The 12,543-nt window shown below is 60.8% G+C and carries 9 protein-coding genes; 8 read left to right on the top strand and 1 reads right to left on the bottom strand.

Annotated elements, in window-relative coordinates; all coding sequences use genetic code 11:
• The first annotated feature begins 33 nt into the window (after nucleotides 1-33).
• Genes LDN85_RS10030 through LDN85_RS10010 form a run of 5 tightly spaced genes read left to right on the top strand, consistent with a single transcriptional unit; the run spans nucleotide 34 to nucleotide 6,581 of the window.
• The gene (locus LDN85_RS10030) at nucleotides 34-975 is read left to right on the top strand and encodes an ABC transporter permease (protein ID WP_223945303.1); all 942 of its coding nucleotides are present in this window, start codon (nucleotides 34-36) and stop codon (nucleotides 973-975) included.
• The gene (locus tag LDN85_RS10025; RefSeq protein WP_223945302.1) at nucleotides 972-2,756 is read left to right on the top strand and encodes a dipeptide/oligopeptide/nickel ABC transporter permease/ATP-binding protein; all 1,785 of its coding nucleotides are present in this window, start codon (nucleotides 972-974) and stop codon (nucleotides 2,754-2,756) included. Before LDN85_RS10030 ends, LDN85_RS10025 begins: the two co-directional genes overlap by 4 nt.
• Complete coding sequence (locus LDN85_RS10020) at nucleotides 2,753-3,643, top strand: ATP-binding cassette domain-containing protein (RefSeq protein ID WP_223945301.1); 891 nt, start codon at nucleotides 2,753-2,755, stop codon at nucleotides 3,641-3,643. Before LDN85_RS10025 ends, LDN85_RS10020 begins: the two co-directional genes overlap by 4 nt.
• A complete protein-coding gene (locus tag LDN85_RS10015) occupies nucleotides 3,640-5,430 on the top strand; it encodes a glycoside hydrolase family 3 N-terminal domain-containing protein (protein ID WP_223945300.1) in 1,791 nt (596 codons plus the stop codon). Before LDN85_RS10020 ends, LDN85_RS10015 begins: the two co-directional genes overlap by 4 nt.
• Nucleotides 5,427-6,581 carry an SGNH/GDSL hydrolase family protein gene (locus tag LDN85_RS10010; RefSeq protein WP_223945299.1) on the top strand — a complete coding sequence of 385 codons (1,155 nt, stop codon included), beginning with the start codon at nucleotides 5,427-5,429 and terminating at the stop codon, nucleotides 6,579-6,581. Before LDN85_RS10015 ends, LDN85_RS10010 begins: the two co-directional genes overlap by 4 nt.
• Before the next feature lie 126 nt (nucleotides 6,582-6,707).
• Here the strand turns inward: LDN85_RS10010 and LDN85_RS10005 are convergent, their stop codons facing one another.
• Nucleotides 6,708-7,388, bottom strand: a complete 681-nt coding sequence (locus LDN85_RS10005) for a TetR/AcrR family transcriptional regulator (RefSeq protein ID WP_223945298.1) — start codon at nucleotides 7,386-7,388, stop codon at nucleotides 6,708-6,710.
• Between the two features lie 191 nt (nucleotides 7,389-7,579).
• Here LDN85_RS10005 and LDN85_RS10000 point away from each other — a divergent pair, with 191 nt between their 5' ends.
• The 3 genes from LDN85_RS10000 (at nucleotide 7,580) to LDN85_RS09990 (ending at nucleotide 12,508) form a co-directional block, all read left to right on the top strand.
• On the top strand, nucleotides 7,580-10,252 hold the full coding sequence (locus LDN85_RS10000) for a GH116 family glycosyl-hydrolase (protein ID WP_223945297.1): 2,673 nt from the start codon (nucleotides 7,580-7,582) through the stop codon (nucleotides 10,250-10,252).
• A 385-nt stretch (nucleotides 10,253-10,637) separates the two neighbouring features.
• Nucleotides 10,638-11,723, top strand: coding sequence for a Gfo/Idh/MocA family oxidoreductase (locus tag LDN85_RS09995; RefSeq protein WP_223945296.1), 1,086 nt, complete (start codon nucleotides 10,638-10,640; stop codon nucleotides 11,721-11,723).
• A complete protein-coding gene (locus LDN85_RS09990) occupies nucleotides 11,720-12,508 on the top strand; it encodes a hypothetical protein (RefSeq protein ID WP_223945295.1) in 789 nt (262 codons plus the stop codon). The genes LDN85_RS09995 and LDN85_RS09990 overlap by 4 nt, the downstream gene beginning before the upstream one ends.
• Nucleotides 12,509-12,543: the final 35 nt, after the last annotated feature.

Here is a 12,543-nt window from a genome sequence, read left to right as displayed (position 1 = left end):
GCAGCCTCGCCCCCGGCGCTCGTAACCATACCCATGACTAAATTCATCCTTCAGCGGCTCCTTGCGGGAATCCTGACCATCGGGTCGCTCTGTGTTCTCACCTTCTTCCTTCTAAACCTCCGTGCCAGCGATGCAGCCCGAAACATCCTGGGACAGAACGCATCGCAGGAACTCGTCGACCGCAAAACGCAGCAGTTAGGCCTCGACCGTCCCCTGACCACACAGTTCCTGGAATGGGCCAGCGGAGCCGTTCAAGGCAATCTTGGCCGGTCCTGGTTTACCGGGCAGTCCGTGACCGAGGCGCTCCTGACCCGGTTGCCCGTTACCCTTACTCTCACCATCGGAGCTGTCCTGCTTTCCGCAGTCGTTGCGGTTTGCCTTGGCGCCGCTTCAGCACGGCAGCGGGGACCCCTGGACCGTTTCATCCAGATCGCGTCCGTCACCGTGGCCGCTGTCCCCGGATTCCTGATGGCCCTTGCCTTGGTCCTCATGTTCGCGCTAAGCCTGCGTTGGTTCCCTGCCACGGGTTACACCCGACCAGATGTCTCGTTTCCGGGCTGGCTTTCGACCATAACGTTGCCGGTCCTTGCACTCTCAATTGCGGCCACTGCAAGTGTCGCCCAGCAAATTCGCGGATCGATGATTGATGCCATGCGGCTCGACTACGTGCGCACGCTCCGCGCCCGCGGCCTACCTGAGGGGCGGGTTATGTTCGGTCACGTACTGAGGAACGCCGCGGCCCCGGCCCTTAGCGTCCTGGGACTTCAGTTCATTGTCCTCTTTGGAGGAGCAGTCGTAGTGGAACAGGTATTTTCCCTTCCGGGGCTTGGACAAAGCGCCATTGCGGCCACCGCTCAGGGAGACATACCCATCGTGATGGGACTCGTCATCCTCACAGCCATCGTCGTCTTCCTCGTAAACCTTGCCATCGACCTTCTTCAAGGATGGCTCAACCCGAAAATGCGGCAGTCATGACCCAGCAAATCGAAGCCCTAGACCGTGCCCTGCCCACTGCGGGACGCAGGAAATCCCTGTCAAGCCGCTTGCTGAGCAACCCTTTAGGTCTCGCTGCCTCAGCCTATATAGCCGCCATCATTTTGGTAGCTCTAATAGGTCCTCTTATTGCACCTTATGATCCAAACGCAGCATCCCTGCAGCTGGTTTTTGCCCCGCAATCCCCCGAGCATCTTCTCGGTGCGGACAGTGCCGGCCGTGATGTCCTTTCGCGGCTCATTCACGCCACGTCGGTAAGCCTCGCCGGAGCGGCTGTCGCGGTCGTCGTCGCCGCTGCTATCGGTATCCCAAGCGGTCTGATCGCCGGATACCGTGGCGGATGGTTCGATACCTTATCAGCCTGGTTGTCAGGGGTAATCCTTTCCCTGCCAGCAATCGTGGTACTTCTGGCGGTGAGAGCAGTTGTAGGCCCTTCCTTGTGGGTCGTCATGGGAATCTTCGGTGTCATTTTGGCCCCGTCGTATTACCGGGTCGTCTTTAATGCGGTCCGAGGTGTGCGTGGGGAGCTCTACATTGATGCCGCCAAAGTGTCTGGGCTAACGGACAGCCGGATTATCAGGCGCCATGTCCTGACGGCGGTTCGAGCCCCCGCCATCCTCTTGACTGCCGGGTTACTAGGCGTCAGCATAGCCATCCAAGCCGCCCTTGACTTCCTTGGGCTTGGCGATCCCGCACTTCCCTCCTGGGGCGGAATGCTTTCCGAGGGTTTTTACAACATCTTCCGCGGTCCCATGCTTATTCTCTGGCCCAGCCTTGCCATCAGTTTGACTTGTATAGCGTTCACACTGCTCGGATCTGCGCTTCGTGATGAGCTTGAATTGACCGGAGACAGGACCGAAGACCGCCGACTGGTGTGGTCGCCACCCCGCCCCCGCCCCGCCCCGCCCATCAACCACGAAAACAGCTCCCCCGAGGAGAAGGCTCTCCTGGACGTCGATTCACTCTCCGTCTCCTACCAGGTAGACGGTGGATGGAAAACTGTGGTTGATGGGGTATCCCTAAGAATCGCCCCGGGAGAAGTTCACGCCCTGGTTGGCGAATCCGGGTCGGGTAAGACCCAGACAGCATGGTCCATTCTCGGTCTTTTGCCTGAGGGCGGAAGGATCATGGCCGGCACCATTCGGATGGAAGGAACCGAGCTGACCTCGGCCCGTCCCCAGGTCCTCGCCCGTATCCGCGGCCGCCACATCGGATACGTGCCGCAGGAGCCACTGTCGAACCTGGACCCTTCCTACACCATCGGGCACCAGCTTTGCGAACCGCTGCGGGTCCTGCTGAACATGGACCGGAAAGCGGCACGAGAGACCGTGATGCGCCTCCTGGAACGTGTCGGCATCAACGATCCTCAGCGGGTTTACTCGTCGTATCCTCACCAAATTTCGGGGGGTATGGCCCAAAGAGTGCTCATAGCCGGAGCCGTTTCCTGCAAACCTGCGCTAATAGTCGCCGACGAACCCACCACAGCGCTCGATGTCACCGTTCAAGCCGAGATCCTCGATCTGTTGCGAACCCTCCAGCGGGAAGAAGGACTAGCCATGCTCCTCGTGACCCACAATTTCGGGGTGGTGGCTGATCTTGCCGACAGAGTCTCAGTGATGCGCTCAGGATCCATCATCGAAACCGGTTCTGTTGAAACATTGTTCAACAACCCTGAGCACGACTACACCAAGAAACTATTCGCCGCCCTACTGGACGATGCACCTGCACGCCCGGCGTGGACAAACCATGAGGTGATGGCATGAGGTCGCCAAACGCAACAGCGGCTCAGCCGCAAACCGCCGCTGGATCTGCGGAGCCGTTGCTCGCAATCAACGATCTGGAAGTGACGTACCGATCCAAAGGCCTACGCCGAAAGAGCTTTCAGGTCCTTCATGGGGTCAGCCTCAATGTTCGGCCCGGCGAAACCGTTGGATTGGTGGGGGAATCAGGCTCCGGCAAATCAACACTGGGAAGGGCCGTACTAGGTCTGGCACCCATTTCCGGCGGAACGGTTACCTACCATCAGGAAGACATAACGACTGCCAGTAAACAACGCCGCCGCCAACTTGCAGGGGAAATGCAGGCTGTCTTCCAGGACCCGTATTCCTCGCTTAGTCCTGCTCTGACCATCGGTGACACTCTGTCAGAACCCCTGAGGGCCGGGGGCATCCGGCGCAAAGAAGCTGCACAACGCATCAGCGAATTGCTCGACGTCGTTCACTTGCCGTCCGACGCCCTCCAACGGTACCCACGCGAATTCAGTGGAGGGCAACGTCAGAGGGTGGCCATCGCACGAGCACTTGCACTCTCACCCAAACTCATCATTTGCGACGAACCTGTCTCCGCGTTGGATCTGACAACCCAGGCGAGGGTCATGGAACTGCTCTTGGACATACAACAAGAGACGAACGTAGCCCTGCTGTTCATCTCCCACGACCTTAGTGTCGTTCGGGTCATGAGCCACAGGGTCGCGGTGATGTACCGCGGGCAGATAGTTGAAACCGGCGAAGGGGCCAAAGTCACCACCACGCCGGAGCACCCCTATACGCAGCGCCTGCTACTGGCCGCCCCGGCGGCTGACCCCAAGCGTCAGGCAGAACGCCGACGGGAACGAGCAGCCACAACGACTTCCGGCATCGACAAGAAATGATGGACGAGCTAATGAACCCCACCGGCGTATCGACAACGTTGCACAGCAGGAGTGTCGACGAAATCATCGGCGGCCTCACTACTGCGCAGAAAGTCGGCTTGCTCTTCCAGCCTATGGTGATGGTCGACGCGGATCTCGACCTCGACGCACCTTCCCCGCTGGGCGGCGACACTCTGCGTCACCTCATCGTGGATAAGGGCATCCGATACTTCTGCCTCGCAAGCATGCCCGAGCCGGCCAAGGCAGCCCCAGTACTTCAGGTCCTGCAGGACCTTGCTACGTCCACTGGGTCACGACTGCCGATTATCTTCTCCTCAGACCCACGACACTCATTTATCCAGAACGCAGGCGCAAGCCACCGGGCGAGTGGTGTCTCGCAATGGCCCGAACCTATCGGACTCGGCGCCCTCCGTGACCCCGAAGCTGTGCGGACCTTCGCCGACATTGTCCGGCAGGATTACCTGGCCATGGGCGTGCGCATGGCCCTCCACCCCCAAGTCGATCTTGCGACGGAGCCACGGTGGGCCCGGCAAGCCCAATCGTTCGGCGCCGAGCCGCAGCTCACCGCAACCCTCCTTAGGGCCTACCTCGAAGGCCTGCAGGGCACCACCCTGGGACCAACAAGCATTGCCGCAACGACAAAGCACTTCCCGGGAGGCGGCCCTCAACTCGACGGCGAGGACCCGCACTTCCCCTACGGGCGCGAGCAGGTCTACCCTGGAGGCCGACTGCGTGACCACCTGCTCCCGTTCAAAGCCGCGATCGATGCCGGCACGGCAGCAATCATGCCTTACTACGGTATGCCCGTCGGGCTGACCCTCAACGGTGAACCCGTCGAGGAAGTCGGCTTCGCCTTCAATCGCCAGATCCTGACCCAGTTGCTTCGCGAGGAGCTGGGATTCGACGGGATCATCCTCAGCGACTTCGGCCTGATCACCGACGTAACCGTTTTCGGTAAGCCGTTCCCCGCCCGCGCATGGGGTGTGGAGCACCTGAATCGCCGCCAGCGGGTTATGAAGCTTCTCAAGGCGGGCGTCGACCAATTCGGCGGTGAAAGTGATACCGAACTCTTAATCGGCCTTCTTGAATCCGGCGAAATCAGCGAAGACCGCCTCGATCAATCAGCCCGCCGCACAGTTACCCTGATGCATGACCTCGGGATCCTAACCCCTCGTGCCTCTGAAACGAACGTGGAGATCGGGACCGCTGAACACATCCATCTTGGCAGGGTCACACAGTCAGAGTCGCTCACCGTGCTGATGAACCAGAACAAAGAAGGCGCGCAGGTGCTGCCCGTTACCGGGCCGCAAAAGGCCTACCTCGTCGACATCGAAACTTCCGTGTTGCCGGGAGGGTGGACGCCATCATCACTGGAAGAGTCAACGGTCGCGATCGTGCGAGCCCATGCTCCCTACGAAAAACGCGACACCTACTTCCTTGAGAACGGGATGGAACAGGGGTCTCTCGACTTTTCCGAGGAATACGTCGAGCAGCTGAGAACAATTGCCCGGCAGGTTCCCTTGGTCTTCGTTGTCACGCTGACCAGGCCCGCCATACTGACACCCATAGCCGCCTTTGCGTCTGCCATCGTCGCTGATTATGGCGCTTCCGACTCCGCCGTTCTCGACGTCCTCACCGGTCGGGTCCGTCCCCGAGGGAAGCTCCCCTTCGAGCTACCACGCACTATGGAAGCCGTTTTTGCGAGCCGCCCCGATGTGCCCTCCGATACAGAGGAACCGTTGTTTCCCCTGGGATGGGGGTTGGACGTGGACGAGGCCCGACCATGAATTCCCTGAGCGAGCCCACGCGGGACATCATCGTTCAGGCTCTCCGCGGAGCTCTGGACGTAGAACACACTTCCGGAGGTGTGGTTCCCCACCGGCTTCCTCGGTCGGTGGATTCCTATCACGACGAAGAAACGCTCAGGATCAACGCCACGCAGCCTTCGGGTGTCCGTCTCGCGTTTACGACAGCGGCCAGATGTCTTACGTTGACCGCTCTTTCGACCCGGCGCCTGTACCCCGGAATGGACCCTGCTTCAGTCCTGGTCACCTACGGTGCCGTCAGCGGTGACCTGACAATGGAGCAATGGGAAACTGAAGGACCCTACGACGTACTTCAGCTTGGTGGTCCTCCCGAACATCACACGGGAAAGCCCGCCTCGCTGATATTCGAGCTCGGCGGGGACGGCACTGCCCGCGATGTTGAGATCTGGCTCCCCAACAACGCCAGCATCGAGATCCTCGACCTTAAAGCCGACGCCCCGTTCCAGCCGACGCCGCACTCCGACATTCCTCGATGGACGCACTACGGCAGTTCGATCAGCCACTGCGCCGAGGCGGACTCGCCGCTCTCAACCTGGCCAGCCGTGGCAGCACGAAAGCTCGGCCTAAATCTGACCTCAATGGCTTTCGGCGGAGGTGCCCACCTTGACCACTTCGTCGCACGCATCATGCGGGACCTGGAAGCGGATCTCATCAGCCTCAAAGTTGGCATCAACATCGCCAACGGGGACACCATGAAACGCAGAACCTTTATACCGGCCGTCCACGCGTTCCTGGACACCATCCGGGAGGCAAAACCGGAAGTACCGATCCTTCTCATTTCCCCCATCGCTTGCCCAATGCAGGAGACGAACCCGGGACCGATCACCTGGGACGCGCGCTCCGGGAAGCTTCGCACCGTTCCGCCACCCGTGACAGGACAGAACATCGGGTCCTTGAACCTCACAGAGATACGTTTGTTGTTGGCCGAAATCGTCACGTCCAGATCTGCAACCGATTCGGCGCTCTACTACCTCAACGGCCTCGAACTCTTCGGACTCAACGATGCTCCGGACCTCCCGGACGGACTGCACCCGAACACCGCCGGCTACCTACGCATGGCTGATAGGTTCGTGGGAAACGAGCGCATTGGTGAATGGCTCCGCGGTGGGTAGCAGAAGCCGTTCACACACCCTGAAGCGCTAAAGAATGACCGAACCTCTGAGAACCTTTCCTCCGAGGTGAGGAGGACATTCCTGTGCTTGACTTGCTTCCCCCACGAAAAATCTCAGGCAGATGTTTCACATCGCGGCATCGCGCCCGGAGTTCACGCGTTCCAGCCATGTCTCTGTCTCAAGCGTGACTTCTTCGATGCTCCTTCCGGTCCAGCGGGAGATGGTGATGTTCACCTGTGCCTGGAATTTGGTGACAAGGTCGAGGTCGGGATTGAGCAGCCACTGGAGCTCCATCCCGTCCATGAGTGCGATCAAGGAGCGCGACTCCAAATCGATGGCATCATCAGTAAGCGGCAGGATATCGCCGGCGTCACGGGCAATGCTCAGCTGCCGATTGAATCCGTGGAGCGCTTCTTCGTAACGCTTGACGATAAATCCGCGGGCGGGATGGTCCGGGTTTGAGGCCTCGGTGCTCAGGGTCAGAAAAAGTTCGATGAACCCGCGGTGCGTTACGTGGTACCGCATGAGTGGGATCAGCGCCCGGATGTGTTCAAGACCCGTGTGAGGCCCTTGCCAATGGGACGACTCCTCCTGCCAGCGGCGTAGAACCGCTACCAGCAGTCCTTCCTTGCTGCCGAAGTAGCGGATTAAAGCCGCTCCGGTTACGCCAACTTCCTCGGCTATGTGACGCAGAGAACCCGCGTGATAGCCGTGCCTGGCGAATACACGCGCAGCGGCATCGACGATTTCTTGACGCCGTTGGACACCCTTCTTATACGGGCCTCGGCTCGTGAGTGAAACTGACATTCCACCTCTTCCCTTCCTTGGTGTCCCATCCTATGACCCTCTTGCCAAATCAGAAACATCTGTTTATGTTTGGCGAAACCGAATCGATCGGTTTCTTTTTGGGTGGCCTAGAGCACATCCAGTCAGGCAGATGTTCAGATCAATGAGGAGATTTACATGTCCGCTCTCGAACAGCACGAGATAGCAGTCCTATGAAAAAGCCAACCTTGTTTACAACCCACGGCCTAAGCCTGCGCTTAGTTGCCGTCGTTGCTGCGGCGGGCATAGCCGCCACAACCATCGCACCAGCCCTGGCGTCACCGCCGCCCGCGCCCGCTGCGGAACCGGCGGGACACTCGGCCTTGGGTGAGGCCGCATACCAGCGGCCTCTCGGAGTCATTGGAAGCACCCCATGCAGCCCTCACGTCTGGCAAGCCTGTGCAGGTGATACCTCCGAACCCAATACCTCGCCGTTCCAGCTCGGCAATCCCATGGCTCAGCCCGGCCTGGGGATTCCGCTGGGTGGACTCGGGGCAGGTTCGTTCATGATCAACCAGGCCGGGACCTTCGGTCCGTGGAACATGGGCGGATCGACAAACACGAACTACGAAAAGCGCATCCTGCCTCAGGCCGCCATCCACATCCGTGAACAGCAGCCAGGCCAAACCGCCACGACCAAGACGCTCGCCGTCAACAGCTCCGAGTTCGGGTCCGTCCTCCCTGCATGGTCGACCCTGGATGCTGGGAGCGGAACATACAGCGCGCTCTACCCCTACGGCCGCATCGACTACGCCGACCCCGTACCCTCCACATCCGTGTCAACAACGTTCTGGACACCCATCGTGGCCGGCAACGACGAGTCCTCCTCCCAACCCGTGGCCTACTTCGATGTGGAACTTAAAAACGAAACGAGCAAGCCGACGAACGTGTCGACCATGTTCACCTTCCCCAACGCTCCAGCTCACGTGGGCGCCACGGTGCAGAACACCCCCAGCCCCGTGCCTAGCGTCCGCACGGGCTTCACCAGCCACGAGACCGTCGATCACCGGAACAAAATCACCGGCATCACCCTAGGCGCATCCAGCCCCACCAACACCGCAGACTCACAGAACAGCGAGTGGACGACTGCCGTGCGAAGTGAACCCGGACAGCGAGTCTCGTACGCAACTTCCTGGAACGCCGACGGCGACGGCTCCGACATCTACACCCCCTTCAGCGCAACCGGCAGCCTCCCCAACTCTGCCCTCGACGACAGCAACTCCGCCAGCGCCCTCGCAGTCGAGATGAACCTGCCACCTAATAAAACGCAAACCGTTCGCTTCGTCCTGGCCTGGGACTTCCCACAGATCACGTTCGGTACTGAGGGCGACACATCCTGGATGAGGCGCTACACCTCCTTCTACGGAGCCCGTCAAGACGAACAAAACAACTACGTCGCCGGCAGCTATCCCGGCAACCAGGGCTTCGCCATTGCTGCGCGGAACCTCACACGCCGAGACGAGGCAGAGGAAGCGGTGGAACGCTGGTGGAAGCCGGTGGCATTCGATGACACCGTGTCGCCCGCGATCCGCATGGCCGCCCTGAACGAACTCAGTCAGCTCACGTTCAACGGCTCCTTCTGGGAATCGGGCCTCGTCTCCAGCCCACACCAGACCGGAGCGCCCCGACCAGGCTCGGCCGTCCCCGGCACCCACCTGTTCCACACGCTCACTGGTGGTGGCTGGGCCGACGCCGGGGAGCTCGATGTCCAAGGCCAGATGGCCATCGCCCTGCGTGAGCTGTTTCCCTCCATCGAAGCCGACTGGGTCCGCGCGACCTCCGAGATGATTGCCCAAGACCCTAACGGCCGAGTGCCCGGCAGCCCCGGCTTCAACCCCCCGGTCGAGGGCTATAGCTGGTGGCACCTGAGCGCGCCTTGGCTGCTATGGGAGACCTCAACCAGCCCAGCCACACCCGAAACCACCTTCTTCGACCGTCCGGTCAAATACCTGATCCGCGCCTACGGAGCGTATCGCAGCTCCGGCGACGATTCCCTGTTGCGCGACGCATACCCGGCAATGCTCCGCCTTTGGACACACGACGTTCTACCCCGAATACCGCAGGGCGACACGCTGCCCACGGAGCCGGCCACCTTCGCCAGCACCTACGACGTGATGGGGCAATCTGGCGGAGTACACGGGGTCTACACCTCGGGCCTGTACATCCTGGCCGCGGACATCATGGCAGCCGCTACCGAGGACGCCAAGCGGCTCGGCATCTCCGAAGCCTCGACGGTTGATGTCGACACCCTCAACAACACGCGGGCGGCTTCCCTAGAGGCATACGAGTCCGCCTTCTGGACCGGAAGCTACTACAAGTTCACCGACGCAGGCGCGAGGTCCACGGACGTCTTCGTCGACGTGCTGTGGCCCCAGCACGTGGCCGAGCAACTCGGGCTGCCCGACATCAACCCGCCCGAACGCGTGACCGCTCACCTGACCAACACCTTCGACCATCTCACGCAGGTGAAGGACTCCACAGGGCACATGCTTGGAGCGCCGAACCTCGTCCCGATCGGCGGCAAGCCCTACCCGGTAATACCCGGCCGGCCCAGGGAACTGGGCTTCCAAGCCGCGGAGGTGTGGACCGGGACGAACTTCGAGTTTGCCGGAACGCTCATCCGGGAAGGCCGACGGCTCGGACGCCCCGACCTTGTCGCCGACGGCAACGAGCTCGCAGAGGGCCTGGTGCACCAGATATACAGCCCCACCGCCGCCGCAGGTGGCGCCTTCGCCTTCAACACCCCCGAGGCATGGAACGGCTACGACACCACCACCTACCGGGCGGCCTACTACGTCCGGGCACTGGCCGCCTGGGACACATACGCATCGGCCCGCCGCCAATGACAGCGCACATCTAACGCACGTGCACCAACAGAGGACGCAGGGTCAGGCCGTGACCCTGCGTCCTCATCACGTCCGCGGGTCAAGGATTCCACTTTCGATGCAGCGTGACCGATATGTTATCCGGCCAGTGCCGAAACGCCACTCGACACCTCGGGTCAACCTACCTGAAGCCGGCTGCTCACTTACCGCACACACGCAGTAGAGCCCGAGGGGCTCTGCGACTTGCGGGTGTTTCTCTTCCCTTTCTGGGTATCCCATCCTGCTCCCGTCTTGCCAAATCCAAAACAGCTGTTTATATTTAGTGAAAAGTAAACGCACGATGTCTTTTCGGGTGGCGTAGCCCACACCCTGTGACGCAAGTGTTCAGATCAATGAGGAGATGTACATGTCCGCTGTCGAACAGCAGGAGACAACAGCCCCGCCGCCCTTAGGAGTTGGAATACTGGGAGCAGGTCCTGTCACGCAGGCAATTCACCTGCCCACCTTGGCCCGGCTCACCCACACGTTCTTTGTGGCCCATGTCATGGATGTCGACGCGGGCATTGCTGAATCAGTTGCCGGCCGGGTCGGCGCACGTTTTTCCACCAGCGTCCAGAAACTGCTGGCTGACCCTGAGGTCGAGGTAGTGGTGATCTGCAGCCCTCACCAGTTCCATGCCGAACAAGTTATCGCTGCATGCCGGGCTGGCAAGCGCGCGATCCTTTGCGAAAAGCCCTTTGCCATGAGCGGCGAAGAAGCGGCCCGAATCTCGGAAGTTTCGACCGAGACCGGCGTACCGATCATTGTGGGCGCGATGCATACCTTCGACCCTGGGTGGAAAGCAGCGGAGGAAGCCTGGGGCGACCTGGCCGACACAGCACACACCTTGCGGTCATCAATCGTATTGCCTCCTAATCCTCGCTTTGAGGATTTCGCCACGGAAGTTATCAACCGGCCGGTCACTCCCCCGGCCGCCCCTGACCTCCGCGACCCAACCGTTCTGGAGAACTCGATCCGTGGAGGAGTCATGGGACTGGCGATCCATGACCTTCCGTTGGTGCGCCGCTTCGTCCCTTCTTTTACTGATCTCGAGGTACTTTGCGCCGAGGCCCTGGAGCCATTCGGCTACCTCATACTTGCCCAGGCCGACGGCCGGAACGTTGATCTGCAGGCCGTCATGTCCGACAGCTGGGAACCCGAATGGACCTTCGAAGCATTCAGTGACACGAAATCCCTTAGGGTGACTTTCACACCCTCCTACGTGCAGGCCGGCTCGGCTGTGGCCGAAATATCGGACGGCGAGAAGACCCAGGTCTTTGGCCCTTTTGATGCCAATGGTTACGAGGCGGAATGGCAGTTCCTTGCGCTCCTGGCGCGGGGCGAAGCCAGTCCTCCAAGCGCCGACACTCTGATCCAAGACCTGCAATTCGCACTCGCAATAGCCGACGCAGCGGCGTCGGCGGCACTGAAACGACAGGAGGCCGCAGCATGAAAGCCACATTCGGCGTCCATGCGGACAACGGGGCCGCTGAAACGGGCGACGTCGCATCTGTCGTTGCTTCCCTGCCCATGTCCTTGGCACCGGGACAGGCGGATACGGCAACGTTGCAGGGCGTGACCGGCACGAATGGTTGGGCGCATCGAGCCGCCGAAACCATCACCAAGGGTGCGGCCGGCGTCGCGGTGATCGCGCCGGAACCAGGCGAGACGCAGTCTCTTGAAAGACTCGCGGCCAGCAAGGCCGTACCCGTGGTGTTGGGCTTCCGGTGGGCTTCCAATCCTGCGATACCTCAGGCGGCGGAGGCCTTCAAACAGGCGGCCTCCGACAGCGTCCTGGTTGAAGTCATAGCCTATATACGGGGCAGCATCCCGACCGCGCAGGTAGGGGCAGAACTGCTGGTGCTGGCCGCGAGGCTTCTAGGCCCCCTGGATGACGTTCGCAGTCTTCGCACCAACAAGAACGGCTTTACCGTTGCCGCCACCTTCACCGGGTCAAGGGCTCCAGTGACCATAACTGCCGTCGTCTCGAACGCTTCGGACAACGACGTGCGTGTGCGGATGCTAACCAAAGCCGGTTGTGTCGACTTGTTGATCCCGGCTCCTGATACGGCCCGCCCGGCAACGCTGAAGAGAACAGACCCGCAGGGGTCACTGACTGCCCCAACAATTTACGAATCTTCCCACCGCGCAACCTGGAAACGCTTGGCAGCACTCGCTTCCAGCGGTTCCACCGCACCGGACCTTGCGGAATTCGAAGCCGCGGTCACACACCTCTAGCAGTTCTAAATTATCCATCTCAACGTCGAGCAGGG

Origin of the sequence: Arthrobacter sp. StoSoilB20, assembly GCF_019977295.1 — a bacterium.
Taxonomy (GTDB): domain Bacteria; phylum Actinomycetota; class Actinomycetes; order Actinomycetales; family Micrococcaceae; genus Arthrobacter; species Arthrobacter nicotinovorans_A.
The sequence above is the reverse complement of the archived record's forward strand: the minus strand, read 5'-3'. Positions and strand labels throughout refer to the sequence as shown.

What these genes read in the sequence shown, in the direction of transcription:
- LDN85_RS10030 (WP_223945303.1), top strand. Translation starts at nt 34, where the DNA reads ATGACTAAATTCATCCTTCAGCGGCTCCTTGCGGGAATCCTGACCATC.
- LDN85_RS10025 (WP_223945302.1), top strand. Translation starts at nt 972, where the DNA reads ATGACCCAGCAAATCGAAGCCCTAGACCGTGCCCTGCCCACTGCGGGA.
- LDN85_RS10020 (WP_223945301.1), top strand. Translation starts at nt 2,753, where the DNA reads ATGAGGTCGCCAAACGCAACAGCGGCTCAGCCGCAAACCGCCGCTGGA.
- LDN85_RS10015 (WP_223945300.1), top strand. Translation starts at nt 3,640, where the DNA reads ATGATGGACGAGCTAATGAACCCCACCGGCGTATCGACAACGTTGCAC.
- LDN85_RS10010 (WP_223945299.1), top strand. Translation starts at nt 5,427, where the DNA reads ATGAATTCCCTGAGCGAGCCCACGCGGGACATCATCGTTCAGGCTCTC.
- LDN85_RS10005 (WP_223945298.1), bottom strand. Translation starts at nt 7,388, where the DNA reads ATGTCAGTTTCACTCACGAGCCGAGGCCCGTATAAGAAGGGTGTCCAA.
- LDN85_RS10000 (WP_223945297.1), top strand. Translation starts at nt 7,580, where the DNA reads ATGAAAAAGCCAACCTTGTTTACAACCCACGGCCTAAGCCTGCGCTTA.
- LDN85_RS09995 (WP_223945296.1), top strand. Translation starts at nt 10,638, where the DNA reads ATGTCCGCTGTCGAACAGCAGGAGACAACAGCCCCGCCGCCCTTAGGA.
- LDN85_RS09990 (WP_223945295.1), top strand. Translation starts at nt 11,720, where the DNA reads ATGAAAGCCACATTCGGCGTCCATGCGGACAACGGGGCCGCTGAAACG.